At 50.0% G+C, this 15,039-nt stretch carries 15 protein-coding genes; 1 reads left to right on the plus strand and 14 read right to left on the minus strand.

Annotation, left to right across the window (positions count from 1 at the left end):
- Nucleotides 1-48: 48 nt before the first annotated feature.
- The 5 genes from recG to QMZ64_RS10765 all read right to left on the minus strand — a co-directional run bounded on the left by recG (nt 49) and on the right by QMZ64_RS10765 (nt 5,889).
- Complete coding sequence (gene recG / locus QMZ64_RS10745) at nt 49-2,097, minus strand: ATP-dependent DNA helicase RecG (RefSeq protein WP_265627082.1); 2,049 nt, start codon at nt 2,095-2,097, stop codon at nt 49-51.
- A complete protein-coding gene (gene sdaAA, locus QMZ64_RS10750) occupies nt 2,075-2,977 on the minus strand; it encodes an L-serine ammonia-lyase, iron-sulfur-dependent, subunit alpha (RefSeq protein WP_265627083.1) in 903 nt (300 codons plus the stop codon). Before sdaAA ends, recG begins: the two co-directional genes overlap by 23 nt.
- 17 nt (nt 2,978-2,994) lie before the next feature.
- Nucleotides 2,995-3,657: an L-serine ammonia-lyase, iron-sulfur-dependent subunit beta gene (gene sdaAB / locus QMZ64_RS10755; RefSeq protein ID WP_152848014.1), complete on the minus strand. Its 663-nt coding sequence runs from the start codon at nt 3,655-3,657 to the stop codon at nt 2,995-2,997.
- 178 nt (nt 3,658-3,835) lie between these two features.
- The gene (locus QMZ64_RS10760; RefSeq protein ID WP_265627084.1) at nt 3,836-5,509 is read right to left on the minus strand and encodes a DAK2 domain-containing protein; all 1,674 of its coding nucleotides are present in this window, start codon (nt 5,507-5,509) and stop codon (nt 3,836-3,838) included.
- Nucleotides 5,510-5,526: 17 nt separating this feature from the next.
- Nucleotides 5,527-5,889, minus strand: a complete 363-nt coding sequence (locus QMZ64_RS10765; RefSeq protein WP_243940255.1) for an Asp23/Gls24 family envelope stress response protein — start codon at nt 5,887-5,889, stop codon at nt 5,527-5,529.
- Between the two features lie 286 nt (nt 5,890-6,175).
- On the opposite strand from QMZ64_RS10765, the gene rpmB reads away from it, so the two are divergent.
- The gene (gene rpmB, locus QMZ64_RS10770; protein WP_003181685.1) at nt 6,176-6,364 is read left to right on the plus strand and encodes a 50S ribosomal protein L28; all 189 of its coding nucleotides are present in this window, start codon (nt 6,176-6,178) and stop codon (nt 6,362-6,364) included.
- A gap of 118 nt (nt 6,365-6,482) precedes the next feature.
- Here rpmB and spoVM read toward each other — a convergent pair whose 3' ends face one another.
- From spoVM to fmt, 9 genes are all read right to left on the minus strand, one after another.
- Entirely contained in the window at nt 6,483-6,563 is an 81-nt protein-coding gene (spoVM, locus tag QMZ64_RS10775) for a stage V sporulation protein SpoVM (protein WP_003221545.1), read from the minus strand.
- 85 nt (nt 6,564-6,648) lie between these two features.
- Nucleotides 6,649-7,293: a thiamine diphosphokinase gene (locus tag QMZ64_RS10780; RefSeq protein ID WP_243940253.1), complete on the minus strand. Its 645-nt coding sequence runs from the start codon at nt 7,291-7,293 to the stop codon at nt 6,649-6,651.
- 75 nt (nt 7,294-7,368) lie between these two features.
- A complete protein-coding gene (rpe, locus tag QMZ64_RS10785; protein ID WP_039072720.1) occupies nt 7,369-8,025 on the minus strand; it encodes a ribulose-phosphate 3-epimerase in 657 nt (218 codons plus the stop codon).
- A gap of 3 nt (nt 8,026-8,028) precedes the next feature.
- Entirely contained in the window at nt 8,029-8,913 is an 885-nt protein-coding gene (gene rsgA / locus QMZ64_RS10790) for a ribosome small subunit-dependent GTPase A (RefSeq protein ID WP_265627085.1), read from the minus strand.
- A 12-nt stretch (nt 8,914-8,925) separates the two neighbouring features.
- Nucleotides 8,926-10,899: a Stk1 family PASTA domain-containing Ser/Thr kinase gene (gene pknB, locus QMZ64_RS10795; RefSeq protein ID WP_243940249.1), complete on the minus strand. Its 1,974-nt coding sequence runs from the start codon at nt 10,897-10,899 to the stop codon at nt 8,926-8,928.
- Nucleotides 10,893-11,657: a Stp1/IreP family PP2C-type Ser/Thr phosphatase gene (locus QMZ64_RS10800; RefSeq protein ID WP_265627086.1), complete on the minus strand. Its 765-nt coding sequence runs from the start codon at nt 11,655-11,657 to the stop codon at nt 10,893-10,895. The genes pknB and QMZ64_RS10800 overlap by 7 nt, the downstream gene beginning before the upstream one ends.
- A 7-nt stretch (nt 11,658-11,664) precedes the next feature.
- Entirely contained in the window at nt 11,665-12,750 is a 1,086-nt protein-coding gene (gene rlmN / locus QMZ64_RS10805; RefSeq protein WP_279599903.1) for a dual-specificity RNA methyltransferase RlmN, read from the minus strand.
- The gene (gene rsmB / locus QMZ64_RS10810; RefSeq protein WP_265627087.1) at nt 12,750-14,096 is read right to left on the minus strand and encodes a 16S rRNA (cytosine(967)-C(5))-methyltransferase RsmB; all 1,347 of its coding nucleotides are present in this window, start codon (nt 14,094-14,096) and stop codon (nt 12,750-12,752) included. The genes rlmN and rsmB overlap by 1 nt, the downstream gene beginning before the upstream one ends.
- Nucleotides 14,086-15,036, minus strand: coding sequence for a methionyl-tRNA formyltransferase (gene fmt, locus QMZ64_RS10815; RefSeq protein ID WP_243940243.1), 951 nt, complete (start codon nt 15,034-15,036; stop codon nt 14,086-14,088). The genes rsmB and fmt overlap by 11 nt, the downstream gene beginning before the upstream one ends.
- Nucleotides 15,037-15,039: the final 3 nt, after the last annotated feature.

The following is a 15,039-nucleotide window of genomic DNA, read 5'->3' on the forward strand; positions in this document are numbered from 1 at the left end:
TGCAATCTTTCTTTACCCGCCGACGATAAAATTTCACAGGATTCCAGGTCAGCTCAGCTTTTCTCCGTCCATCACCCCGCTGTTGTGCAAGTGTTCCCGCAGGCTTTCATATTCGGCATCCGTCCAGAACGCCTTTGAAGAGACAAGTTCTGCAGCGTCTCTTCTTGCCGTTTCCAGCGCGCGGTAGTCGTGAACCATGTCAGCGACTTTAAACTCCGGCATCCCGCTCTGTTTTTTGCCGAAGAAGTCCCCGGGTCCTCTCAGTTCAAGGTCCTTTTCAGAAAGCTCAAAGCCGTCGGTCGTCTCAGACATGATGCTCATGCGCTCTTTGCCTGTTTCTGATTTCGGGTCTGCCATCAAGATGCAATACGACTGGTGGTCGCCCCGCCCGACCCGGCCTCGAAGCTGGTGGAGCTGGGAAAGGCCGAACCGGTCGGCATCATAGATCAGCATGACCGTTGCATTCGGAACGTTTACCCCGACTTCAACGACGGTTGTGGAAACGAGAATCTGGCATTCGTTTTTGCTGAACTGCCTCATCACCTGTTCTTTCTCGTCATTTGACAGCTTTCCGTGCATAAGGCCGATCTGCCACCTTCCTTTGAAAGCATGGGTCAGCATGCTGTGCACATCGATCGCGTTTTGAACGTCAAGCTTGTCCGATTCTTCAATCAAGGGACAAATCACATATGCCTGTCTGCCTTTTTTCAGTTCTTTTTCGATAAACGCGAGAATTCGTTCGAGCATGTCATGCTTCACCCAATAAGTCTCGATCCGCTTTCGCCCAGCCGGCATTTCATCGATGACGGACACATCCATTTCCCCGAAAACCGTGATCGCCAGTGTTCTCGGAATCGGCGTCGCCGTCATAAACAAGACATCGGGATCTTTCCCTTTGCTTCTCAGTTTTTTTCTTTGCTCGACGCCGAAGCGGTGCTGTTCATCGGTGATCACGAGTCCGAGCTGTTTAAAATGGACATCGTCCTGAATAAGGGCGTGCGTCCCAACCAAAATATCAATTTCTCCTTCTTTTAATCTTTCTAAAAGCTCTCTTCTCCTTTTCCCTTTCACAGAGCTTGTTAAAAGCGCAACATTGACATCGTGCTGCTCAAAGAGGGATACCAATGAATCGGCGTGCTGTTCCGCCAGTATTTCGGTCGGCACCATCATCGCTCCCTGGAATCCTGAAAGCAGCGAGGCGTATAAAGCAATCGCGGCGACGGCCGTTTTGCCTGATCCGACGTCTCCTTGCAAAAGCCGGTTCATTTTATACCCTGAAGCCATGTCCTTTAATATGTCGTCGAGCGCTTTCGCCTGCGCGTTTGTCAAAGGAAACGGGAGGCTTTTGACAAACGAATTGACGTCTTCCGGCTGAAAGGTGTGGCTGATTCCGTCGGACGCTTCCCGCTCGAACTTCCGCAAAGCCTGCATTTTCAGCTGAAACAGTAAAAATTCTTCATATACAAAGCGGCGCCGCGCATGTTTTAAAGCTTCCCTCGACTCGGGCTTGTGCATCGCCTTTACCGCCTCCTGATAAGACAGAAGTTTATAGGCGGTCCGAAGCTTTTCCGGAAGGGGGTCTTCGGCAGACGGCAAATGGCTGCGGACGGCTTCCTGAATCAATTTTCTTATCGTCTTTACGGTGATGTTTTCTTTGACGGAGTAAACGGGTTCAATCGACTGGTCACCTTGGTGCGGCCCGTTTTTCAACTCCTGCACCATCACGGATTGTCTGTGCTTGTCCCATTTTCCGGTTACGGTAACGATCGAACCGATTGCAAGCTTTTTTTTCAAATAAGGCCTGTTAAAACAAACCGCTGTAATCAAATAGTTTCCGACCAATAGCCGGAACGTGAGGCGGCTCCGCTTTTTCCCGTAATAGGCAAGAGAAGGCTCGCTGTGAACCTTCCCTTCCACCGTCACTCGTTCGTCGTGTGCCACTTCTTCCAAATCGCGCAATTCATAATCGTCATATCGGTACGGGAAGTAGTTTAAAAGATCGAGAACCGTATAGATTCCGAGCTCATTTAACGTTTTTTCCGTTTCCGTCCCGACGCCTTTTATAACAGATATATTAAGTTGCAGATTGTGTTCCACGTGCCGCTGACGCTCCTCCGAATATTTTTTTCTCCAATTCTTTGCCCGTCGGTGTTGCGGCAAGACCGCCCCGGCCTGTTTCCCTCAGCGCCGTCGGCATCGTCTGCCCGATTTTGTACATCGCATCGATCACTTCATCGCATGGAATGCGGCTTGTAATGCCGGCAAGCGCCATATCAGCCGCGACCATCGCGTTCGCTGCGCCCATCGCGTTCCGCTTCACACACGGCACCTCGACGAGCCCTGCGACAGGATCGCAGACTAGACCGAGTACGTTTTTTAAAGCGATCGCCATCGCTTCGGCGCACTGTTCAGGGGTTCCGCCCGCCATTTCGACGATGGCGGCAGCCGCCATGCCCGAGGCCGAGCCGACTTCAGCCTGACAGCCTCCTGCGGCTCCCGAAATGCTCGCATTGTTGGCAACGACGAATCCGAACGCTCCCGATGTAAATAAAAAGCGGACCATCTGCTCTTTCGTCGGCTGAAGTTTCTCTTTTACCGCAAAAAGCGTCCCCGGGACAACGCCGGCCGATCCGGCTGTCGGCGTTGCGCAAATCGTTCCCATCGCAGCGTTGACTTCATTTGTCGCAACCGCTTTGCTGACAGCGTCAAGGATGACATCCCCTGACAGCCCTTTGCCCGATTTGAGGTAGGCTTGAAGCTTAACGGCGTCTCCGCCCGTCAATCCGGAGTGCGACACGACGCCTTCAACACCTTTTTGAACGGCATCTTCCATCACGGCCAAGTTGGCTTCCATCTGCTCGAATATTTCTTCCCGCGTCCGGCCTGACACCTCGATCTCCTGCGTGATCATGATTTCAGAGATGGACACGTTCTTTTCTTTTGTCAGCTGAATTAATTCTTTCACATTTCGAAACATATCGTCTCACCCTCCTTTTAGTCAGCGATCTGGGTCACCTCAATGATGTTCGGCAGCGCTCTCAATTCTTCAAAAACAGCCGGATCGATCGTTTGATCGACCTCAATCGTCATGAGCGCTTCCTGGCCGACGTCTTTGCGGGCCACTTCCATATGGCCGATGTTGATTGCGAACTTCGCAAGCACATTGGCTACGCCTGCAATCGTTCCGTAGCGGTCGTTATGGACGACTAAAATAGCGGGGTGATTTCCCGACAATCTGAGCTCAAAGCCGTTCAGCTCAATGATTTCGATTTTCCCTCCGCCGATTGAGATGCCTGCGAGTTCAAGGGAGCCTTCATCATCAGAGATGAGGATGCGGGCTGTATTGGGATGCTTCGGAACCGCTTCTTCTTCCCGGAACTCGATGGCGATTCCCTTTTCTTCGGCTAGGCGGATCGAATCTTTGATTCTTTCATCAAATGTATCAAAATCCAAAAGGCCGCCGATGATCGCAACATCTGTTCCATGTCCTTTATACGTCTCGGCAAAAGAACCGTACAATGACACAACGATTTGTTTAGGCTCCCTTCCAAACACGCTTCTGGCGACTCTGCCGATTCTGGCCGCGCCGGCCGTATGAGAACTTGACGGACCGATCATGACGGGCCCGATAATATCAAACACACTTCTGTACTTCATCCTTATCCCCCTTTTACACACAGATTCCCCCGCTGTACGGAGGAAAAAAAGCCGTTTTTTTTAGACTAATCGATCATTCCCTAATTGGCAAGCAGACAACGCCCGAACGGCGGCTGCTTTAAAAAAAGCCAAAAGAAGAGAAGGGCTTTTATCATCATGCCCTTCTGCCTTTGATCGATTATTCAACAGCCAGAATGTAGGAATACAGCGGCTGTTTACCGTCGTGCACTTCCACTTCAACGTCTTCGTACGTCTCGCTGATAAAGGCTGCGAGTTCTTCGGCCTCTTCTTCCGGCGCGTCTTCCCCTTTGATCACAGTGACGATTTCACTGTCTTCATCGATCATGCCTGCGAGCAGCTTTTTCGCTGCTGTTAACTGGTCAGATGCCGTCTCAACGATTTTCCCGTTTAAGATGCCCATAAAATCGCCTTTTTTAATATCGATGCCGTCAATGTTTGTGTCTCTGACCGCATAGGTGATTTGTCCGCTTTTCACCTCGCCGATCGCACCGAGCATCGCGGCTTCGTTCTCGTCCGCTCCAAGAGCCGGGTTGAATGCGAGGAGCGCGGCCATCCCTTGAGGAACGGTCTTCGTCGGAATGACAATCACATGTTGTCCGGCAACATCCGCGGCCTGGTTCGCCGCCATGACAATGTTTGAATTATTCGGCAGAATCACGACCGTGTCTGCATTGGCGTCTTTGATCGCCTGAACGATGTCTTCCGTGCTCGGATTCATCGTCTGACCGCCTTCTATGACCTTTGTGGCGCCGATGCTTTCGAAAAGCTCGGCGATCCCTTCTCCCATAGCAACTGTGACGATGCCGTACGGCTGTTTTTCTGCCGGCGCTTTTTCAGCCGGTGCAGCTGTCTCCTGTTTGTTCTGACTGAGAATCGCGGTATGCTGTTCTCTCATATTTTCGATTTTCATGTTGATGAGGCTGCCGTATTTTTGCGCATAAGTCATGACTTCCCCCGGATATTCGGCATGGATGTGCACCTTGGCGATATTTTCGTCTGAGACGACGAGCAGCGAATCACCGAAGCCGCTTAAATCCTGGCGGAACGCATCTTCATTAAAGTTTCTTTTGCCGCTGTCAAGCTTCACCATAAACTCCGTGCAATAGCCGAATTCGATGTCTTCTGTGTTCATGTGGCTTTGAGCGTTTTTATGGTGCTCCGCGCTGACAAGATCATTCAATGACGGAAGTGCGGCCGCTTTTTCAGAAAGCTTTTCTCCCTTTAAAGAAGCGAGAAACCCTTCATACACGTAAAGAAGCCCTTTTCCGCCGCTGTCGACGACACCGACTTCCTTTAAAACCGGAAGCAGCTCAGGCGTCCGCTCCAATGAAGCCTCCGCTTCATTCACGACGGCTTCCATCACCTTGATGATATCGGTTTCAGTTTGAGCGGTGAGCACTGCTTTTTTTGCCGCATCTTTGGCAACCGTCAAGATCGTGCCTTCGACAGGCTTCATGACGGCCTTGTAGGCGGTGTCCACTCCGGCCTGAAACGCGGCGGCAAATTCTTTCGCGTTAATTTCCGATTTTTGTTCAATCGATTTGCCAAAGCCTCTGAACAGCTGGGATAAAATGACGCCCGAGTTTCCCCGCGCTCCCATCAGAAGCCCTCTTGACAGGCTTTGTGCCACTTTGCCGATATTGGCGGCATCGATCTGCTCCACTTCTTTTGCACCGGATGTCATCGACAGATTCATGTTCGTTCCTGTATCTCCGTCCGGAACCGGAAATACGTTTAACGCATCAACTACATTTGCGTTTTGAGACAGATGGCGTGCGCCGTACAGAACCATTTCTGCAAAAGCTTTTCCATCCAGATTTCGTATAGACACTCTTGTTTTCCTCCTAACTACGGGTTCGTCACTCGTACTCCTTGAACGTAAATATTTACGGAATCCACTGCAAGACCCACTGTATGGTCGAGCGTATATTTGACTTTTGTTTGAACATTATGTGCCACTTCTGAAATTTTTGTTCCGTAGCTGACAATGATGTACATGTCAATATGAATACGATCTTCTTCTTGGCGGACGATGATGCCTCTTGCAAAGTTTTCTTTTCTGAGGATTTCAGTCAGTCCGTCTTTAATTTGGTTCTTGGATGCCATACCTACGATCCCGTAGCAGTCGATCGCTGCGCCTCCCGCAACCATGGCGACCACTTCGTTTGATATATCAATCTGTCCGTATTTTGTTCGGAATTCAATGGACACGTTGGTTCCTCCTTTTCGAGTCTCGCTTCTGACCTCTGGTTAACATCATTCTACTATAAGGACCTTCTTTTTAAAAGAACAGGCAGGCTTCTCTCCAAACCTAACCCTACTTATACTACAGCGCGTTCATTTTTTCAAGATGTCAAGGAATTTTTCTTGAAAGCAGAGTAATCAATAGTTGCAAACGGTTTTTAGCTGTGGTAAATTATTAAAGTATCTGAAGCATCACAGGTGATCAACTGATAATGAATGATGATGTTTTTTTTGATAGTTAGGAGGGAAACAAATGGCACGTAAATGCGTTATTACAGGCAGAAAATCACGTTCTGGCAACTCTCGTTCTCACGCGATGAACGCTTCTAAACGCACATGGGGCGCTAACGTTCAAAAAGTGCGCATCCTTGTGAACGGCAAGCCTAAAAAAGTATATGTATCTGCTCGAGCTTTGAAATCTGGAAAAGTTGAGCGTGTATAAGAAAAAATAAACGCCTGCCAAGAGCGACTGTACGCTTTAGGCAGGCGTTTTTTCGTTCTTTTGCCATCCGGGGAGAGCCCTATGACCCGCTCCGCAAAAAAAGCGCACCCGGCGCTTCTTAGTCTTTGCGAAACGAGCCAAGCATCGCCCGGACGATTCCCCCTAAAAACTTCGGTAATTTAATGGTGTAAAATTTCATTCCCTTCCCTCCTCAAAGAGTCCGCAACCGCATCCACCTTCAACATCGGATCCCATACACAAAGCGAGCGGAAGCGCCAGGATATTTAATCAGTGCTTCTTATCATTATTAATATGCCTTCAGAAAACGAAAAAGCACCTTGTGAATGGATGAGTTCGTTACTAATACATAGTGTCGAACCGAGAGCAATATGACACTTATTTAAAGAATACTTAAATCCTTCGAGGGAAAGGTTTTTTACCGTCTCCGTAAACGGCAGGAATGAAATGTACGGTTTTGTTAGATCATGCATGACGGTGTAGGAACCTGGGGGATGCATGCTGATCGTATTTTGGCGGTCGATCATGATGGTCTTGACGTTTTGCTTGATCGCGGTGTAAAGGAGATGCAGATTCCCGAGAAAATGGTCTGCTCTGCCTCCCGAAATGCCGAACATTCTGATGAATGAAGGCCGCTGTTCGACGGCCCAGCTCAACGCAAGATCCAAATCCGTCTGATCTTTTTCCGCCTGATAAATATGGAGGCGGGGAGCGGCCTTTTCAATCGCTTTTTTTTGCTCGTCTGTGATGCTGTCAAAATCCCCGAACGCTTCATCAGGCACGATCCCCGCTTCCAAAAGGGTGACAGCGCCTCTGTCAACCCCGACCCAAAGCGCCTCCCCGTCCTGATACTGCAGCAAGTCGGGAATGAGATGATCAGGGCCTCCCGCTACAATATTGATCGTTTTCATCGCATTGTCCTTTCTGTGAACGCCCTAAAAAAAGAGCGCAGCTTGAGAAAGCCGGCTCTTCTTCATCGGGAAACCTTACCCAAGCGCACCTTTTATATCGGAAATGGCTTTTTTCCGGTCTTTTTCGTTATAAACGGCAGAGCCCGCAACAAGCAGGTTCGCTCCCGCTTCGATACACTGTCTTGCCGTCATTTTGTTAACGCCGCCGTCCACTTCAATCAGCAGGTCGGCGAGCCCTTTTTGTTCGGCCATCTCCTTGACCTGCCTGATTTTCGGCAGGACTGAGGAAATAAACGACTGTCCGCCGAAGCCCGGGTTCACTGTCATCAATAGTACGAGATCAAGGTCTTCAAGCACATGCTCGATCTGCTGCACAGGGGTATGCGGATTCAAGACGACACCTGCTTTGACTCCTTGCTCTTTGATGAGCTGGATCGTCCTGTGAAGGTGCGGGCACGCTTCAACATGGACGGACAAAATATCGGCGCCCGCTTTTGCAAAAGCAGGTATATAGCGATCAGGCGCTTCGATCATTAAATGAACGTCGAGCGGAAGTTCAGTGATCGGGCGGACGGCTTCCACTACAAGCGGCCCGATGGTCAGATTGGGAACGAAATGGCCGTCCATTACATCGATGTGGATGAAATCGGCGCCGCCTTGTTCAACATCCCGAATCTCTTCCCCTAGACGGGCAAAATCGGCGGAAAGAATCGAAGGAGCAACATATACCATATCTTAATACCTCGGCTTTCTATCTTTGATCTCTGTTAAAAATTCAACATAATGGTCGTAGCGATACTGTGTGATTTCACCGTTTTCCACGGCGCGTTTGACGGCGCAGTTCGGCTCTTTCATATGCAGGCACCCGCGGAACTTGCATTCGGCGCTTTTTTCGCCGATTTCCAAAAACGCAGATCCTAAATCTTCAGCTTCAATACCGGCAAACTCAAGCGAGCTGAAGCCCGGGGTGTCCGCGACGAGCCCGCCGTTTATATCGATCAGCTCGACATGGCGGGTCGTATGCTTTCCCCTTCCCAAGTGAGCGGAAATCCCGGCGGTTTTCAGTTCAAGGTCGGGGCTGATCGCATTTAAAAGCGAAGACTTGCCCACGCCGGACTGGCCGGCGAATACGGTGATTTTATCTTGAAAATGGGAGACGATGTCATCGATGCCGCTTCCGTTTTTCATCGATGTCAGATAGACGCTGTACCCGATGTTCCGGTAGTCTTCGGCATATTGGTGAATCCGCTCTTTGAGCGCGTCATCATCTACGAGGTCCATTTTCGTAATGCAGATGATCGGCCTGATGTCACCCGCCTCAACCAGCACTAAAAAACGATCCAATAGCGACGTGCTAAATGTCGGCTCCTTTGCCGAAAACACGAGAACCGCCTGATCCACGTTGCTGATCGGGGGTCTGACCAATTCATTGAATCTGTCTTTAATTTCGAGAATGTAGCCTTCTTTATCGTTTTCGGCCTGGTAGACGACATCGTCGCCGACGAGAGGGGTGACTTTATTTTTTCTGAAAACCCCTCTTCCCCTGCACTGAATGATCTGATCGCCATCCAAAACATAGTAAAATCCGCTTAATGCTTTAATGATTTTGCCCTCAGGCATATTGCACCTCCCTTATTCATCCTCAGGATATTCAATCGTTTTTGACCTGACTACCTTATCGTTGATCGTTACTTGATAATACCCTTTTTGGCCGGGCGCAATCCTGAATTTGATCGTCCGCTCTGCCGGCGCCGTGATTTTGAAATTTTCGTAGACGTCGGAAATGCTGTGTTCTTCATCATCGATCGAAATTTGGACGTTTTGTTCTTCGCCCTCCGCTCCCGGTTCATAAGGGATATCAATTTTCTCGGTCACCGTTTTGACGGGTTTTTTCTCAGGTCCGAGCGAAAACGTAACCTCGACTTTGTCTCCCGGCTTGACGGATGCCCCCGCCCCCGGCTTTTGTTTGATGACCTGACCTTCCGGCACATCTTCAGAATGCGCCTCCTTTTCGACAAGGACAAGCTGATGGTCGTCCAAATAGCCCGAAGCCGCCTGTTTGCTGTATGTTTTTAAATCCCTTAAAGTAATGGCTTCCGGACCGAGGCTGACCGTTAATTTGATCTCGTCGTCGGCGGCAACGATTTCGGTGCCGGCTGCAGGGTCCTGTTCGATGATGGTGCCCGCTTCTTCTTCATGGTGCACTTCTTCTGTCTTGATGTTTTTAAAGCCTTTTTGTTCGAGAAGCTTTTTAGCGGCGTCGACTTTCTGGCCGACCACATCTTCCACTTCTGTTTTCTCTTTGCCTGAGCTTTTATAAAGCTTGACAGTTGAGCCTTCCTTTACAATATCGCCGGCTGCAGGATCCGTTTTCACGATCATCCCTTCTTCAATTTTATCGTCGGCAATGTCTTCAGCATTAGGATCCACTTCAAACCCTTCGTCTTCAAGCTTGACGACGGCTTCTTCATACTCGAGGCCGGCTACGTCGGGAACTGCTACGTCTTTTGGAATAAAGAGCGACGGAAACACCGTTAAAGCCAAGACGGCTGACACAGCGAGAACGAAAAACACCGTCAGCAATATAAGCGGCCATTTCTTTCTTTTTTTCTTCTTGTTTGCTTTTGCCTGCTTCTTCTTTTCTTTTTTTGATAACGGAGCTGCTTCCGCTTCTCCGTCGCCGGACTTGTGGCTGCTCTCGTCTTCCGGCAGGTTTTTGATGATCGGAACAGCTTTCGTCATCTCATCATCAGATGGAATCGTGAATCGCTTTTCGTTGAGCCTGTCCGGGTCGAAAGCCGTTTTTAAATCGGATTCCATCTCTTCAGCCGCTTCATAGCGGTGGAATGGATCTTTTGCCATCGCTTTCAGGACGATGTTTTCTATGCTTTGCGGCACGGCCGGGTTCCACCTTTTCACCGACGGCGTTTCTGATTGCAGATGCTTCAGCGCGATGCTGACCGCCGATTCTCCTTCAAACGGCATACGCGCCGTCAGCAGCTCGAAAAGCACGATGCCGAGCGAGTAGATATCGGATTTTTTCGTAGACAATCCGCCTCTCGCCTGTTCGGGCGACAAATAATGGACAGAGCCCAAAACCGAGTTGGTGTGCGTGATGGTCGTCGAGCTGAGCGCCATGGCGATGCCGAAATCGGTCACTTTAATGTGGCCCATATGGTCGATCAAAATGTTATGGGGCTTAATATCCCGGTGAACAATCTGGTTATCATGGGCGTGTGCGATGGCGGATACGATCTGCTCCATGATTTGGACCGCTTCTTTCGGATGAAGCGGGCCTGTTCGGTTTATGTATTCTTTCAGGGTCATCCCCTCGACGTACTCCATCACGATATAATAGATGTCATCTTCTTCTCCGACATCGTAAATGCTGACGATATTCGGGTGGTCGAGGCTTGCAGCGGACTGCGCTTCCCTTCTGAACCGCCTGATAAAATCGGCATCGTGAACGAAGTCAAACCGCAGTACTTTTATCGCGACTTCACGGTCGAGGATGATATCCAGCGCTAAATAAACGTTCGCCATCCCCCCGCCGCCGATGGCGCGCAGGATTTCGTAACGTCCGCTGATCCGTCTGCCGATTAACACTTGTCTTCACCTTCTTCTATTTGAGAAGGAAGTTCCAATAGCGCGACGGTGATATTGTCTTCGCCGCCGTTGTCATTGGCCAGCTGAACGAGCTGTTCCGCTTTTTCCTCCGCAGAAGAAAGAGCTGTGAGCATATCCTTCATTGTCTCATCATCTACTTTATTCGTCAGCCCGTCAGAGCATAATAGAACTTGATCGCCTGGTTCGATTTCAAAAGTATGGGCTTCAACCTTCACTTCCGGATCTGTGCCGAGCGCTTTTGTCAGCACGTTCTTCCGCGGATGGTGTTCGGCATCCTCTTTCGAAATCCCCCCTGTCCGCACGAGTTCATTGACAAGCGAGTGATCTTCCGTCAGCTGTATGAAATGGCCGTCTTGCAGGAGATAGCAGCGGCTGTCTCCGATATGGGCGACTGTCAGCGTTTTTCCCGTGTATAAAGCGCAGACGACTGTTGTTCCCATTCCCTGACACTCTTCATGCGCCCTCGAATGGTCGAAAAGTTTTTGGTTGACGGCTGAAATCTGCTCTTTCAGCCACGCTTCGCATTCAGCCGGCGAAGCCGGGACTTCTTCGGTTTCCTCCCAGATATCCCGAAGGGCTGAGACGGCCATCCTGCTGGCGACATCGCCGGCCAGATGACCTCCCATTCCATCGCAGACAACAGCTAAAACCAGTCCGTTTTTTTCTGTGAAAATGCCGGCATCGTCTTCATTGTGCTGGCGTATTTTTCCCCTGTCCGTTTTTAAGGCTGTTTTCAACCTTGATTCACCTCGTCTCTTCTTGGCGCTCCTTTGCACGAAGCTGTCCGCAGGCAGCGTCAATATCATGGCCTTGCTCTCTTCTGATCGTGACATTTACTCCATGAGACTTTAATGTTTTTTCAAAGGCGAAAATCTGTTCTTTCGGTGTTCTGACATAGTCTCGTTCAGGTACATAGTTGACCGGAATCAAGTTGACGTGGCATTTGATTCCTTTTAGCAATTCTGCCAGCTCTTCCGCGTGTTCAACCTGATCGTTGACACCGCCGAAAAGCCCGTATTCAAACGTAACCCTTCTGCCGGTTTTCTTAATGTAGTAATCGACCGCTTTCATCAGCTCCGGAAGCTTGTAGGCTCTGTTGATCGGCATCAGCCGGCTTCTGATCTCAGTGTTCGGCGCGTGCAGGGAAATCGCAAAGTTGATCTGCAGCTTCTCGTCTGCAAACTCATAGATTTTCGGAATGATCCCGCTCGTTGATACGGTGATATGGCGCGCCCCGATATTCAGCCCTTTATCATGGTTGACGATTTTCAGGAATGCAAGCATTTCCTGAAAATTATCGAACGGCTCGCCGATTCCCATAATGACGATTGAACTGACGCGTTCATCTGTTTCATCAAGCGCCTGCTGCACTTTGACAACCTGAGCGACGATCTCTCCGGCTTCCAGGTTCCGCTTTAAGCCGCCGAGGGTCGACGCGCAAAACGTACAGCCGATTCGGCAGCCCACCTGTGTCGTTACACAAACAGAATTGCCATATTCGTGCCGCATTAATACGGTTTCGATCGTGTAGCCGTCATGAAGCTCGAATAAAAACTTCATCGTTCCATCTTGTGAAGTCTGCTTGACGGCCGTTTTCAGCGTCGTTAATACGAAATGCTCGTTCAGCTTTGTCCGCAGCTCTTTTGAAAGGTTTGTCATCTTTTCAAATGACGTGACTCTCTTTTCGTAAAGCCATTCGAATATTTGCGCGGCGCGGAAAGGCTTTTCGCCGTTTTCCGAAAGCCAGTTTTTCAGTTCTTCTATTTCAAAAGAATAGATGGACGGTCTTTCTGTCCGCAATTCTTTTCTCACTTTTTGTTTCGATTCCATTATTGTGATCCCTTCTTTCTCATGCTGCAAATAAAGAAGCCGTCCGTTCCAAAGTAGTGGGGAAGGATTTGAATGCTTCCATCCTTGACATACGGCGCCGCTTTTTCGGGCAGCCGCTCGGCGAGGGTGGGGTCTGCTTCAAATTGGTCGTGTTCTTTCAAAAAAGCATGCATGACTTGTTCATTTTCGGTCGGGTCCATTGTGCATGTGCTGTAGACCAATGTCCCGCCTGTTTTCAATAAAGGTGCGATTTCGTTTAAAATCGCCAGCTGAATCCCGGCGAGACGCGCGCTGTCTTCGGGCGTTTTGCTGTATTTGAGATCCGGTTTTCTGCGGATGACACCGAAGCCCGAACACGGAGCGTCGACGAGAATCCGGTCAAACTGCTCCGGTTCGAAGGCTTCGCCGGCTTTTCTGGCATCCAGCGCCCTTGCTTTAATGTTGGAAAGCCCGATCCGGCCTGCCGCTTCTTTGATCAGCTTTACTTTATGCTGATGAAGGTCAAGGGAAACGACCTTTCCCGTATCTTCGAGCAGTTCGCCGATATGAGTGGATTTTCCTCCCGGCGCTGCGCAGGCGTCCAACACCGTTTCTCCCCGTTCAGGACCGAGGGCTCTCGCTACCAGCATTGAGCTTTCATCTTGTATGGTGACTTCGCCTTCTTTGAAAAAAGGAGTGGACGCAATCGTTCCTTTTTGCAGTTTGACAGCGTCTTCGGACAAGTCGCCTTCTTCCGCCTCAATCCCCGCTCCATTCAGGCGGGAAAGAAGCGTATCCCGGTCGTGTTTCAGCCTGTTGACGCGGATCGTCTGCTTCGGCGGGATCATGTGAATCCGGCAGATTTGTTCTGCCGCTTCGAACCCGTAGGCATCCGTCCATTCTCTGACAAGCCATTCCGGGTGGCTTGTCTCAACCGCAAGGCGTTCAATCGGGTCGGCAATATCGGCAAAAGAAGGCACGCCTTCCCTCTGCACGGAGCGCAGAACGCCGTTAACAAATGAAGAAATTCCTTTATGCCCGCGTTTTTTAGCGATTTCAACAGCTTCAAAAAGGGCGGCCCGGTCAGGGATTTTCTCCAGGTATTCCATCTGGTACAGCGACATTCTCAACAGATGGATGACCCAGTCTTTCACCTTTTCCGGCTTTTTAATAAACGGCTTCAGCATATAATCGAGCGCCAGCTTGTTTTGAAGGGTGCCGTAAACGAGCTCTGTCAAAAGGCCTCTGTCTTTGTCGCTTAAATCGTTCGCTTTCATGACAGACTGAAGCAAAAGATTGCTGTATGCCTGATTCTGGTCAAGCTTAATCAGTGCATCAAGCGCGACTTCTCTCACATTATTTTTCATCGTTATGCCCCAATTTCATACCGGCTTGAAGACCCGCGCCCCTGACAAAATCTTCGGCCTTCATTCTTTTTTTGCCGGCAGGCTGCACTTCCGTTAATTTTAACGCGGTGTCATTTCCGGCAGCGACGACAATGCCGTCTTTATCAACAGAGACGATCTCTCCAGGCTCTGCCTGTTTTAAGGTTTCGCATTTTTTCGCAGCCCATACTTTAAGCGTCTGGCCGCTTAAAACCGTGTATGCGACAGGCCAAGGATTCAAGCCCCTGACTTGGTTGTACAGGACTTCGCCGGGCTTTGACCAGTCGATCAGTTCCTGTTCGCGTTTAATGTTCGGCGCGTATGTCGCTTCCCGTTCATCCTGTTTTTCCGGGGTTATCGAACCGTCAATGACCTTCGGAACCGTTTCGGAAAGAAGCTCAGCCCCGGCTTTGCTCAGCTTGTCGTGGAGCGTGCCGACATTATCGGTTTCTTCGATGTCAACTTCAACTTTTGCAAGCATATCGCCTGCATCCAATTTTTCGACCATGTACATGATCGTCACGCCTGTTTTCTCTTTGCCTTCCAGAATGGCGTAATGGATCGGCGCTCCTCCGCGCAGCTCGGGCAGAAGTGAGGCATGGACATTGATACAGCCGTATTTCGGATAATCGAGGAGCTTTTTCGGCAGGATCTGTCCGAATGCCGCCGTTACGATTAAATCGGGTTCAAGCGCCAAAATCTTGTCCGTCTCCGCTTCTTCCCTCACTTTTTCAGGCTGGAGCACGGGAATGCCGCGGCGCAGCGCTTCCTCCTTGACAGGCGGAGGGGTCATCACTTTTTTTCTGCCTTTCGGGCGGTCAGGCTGTGTGACGACACCCACCACCTCATAGCCGTCATCAATCAATGTGCTGAGCACCGGGACGGAAAAATCCGGCGTTCCCATAAAAACGATCCTTGTCATCCA

Source organism: Bacillus sp. LB7 (genome assembly GCF_030449715.1).
Classification (GTDB): Bacteria; Bacillota; Bacilli; order Bacillales; family Bacillaceae; genus Bacillus; species Bacillus paralicheniformis.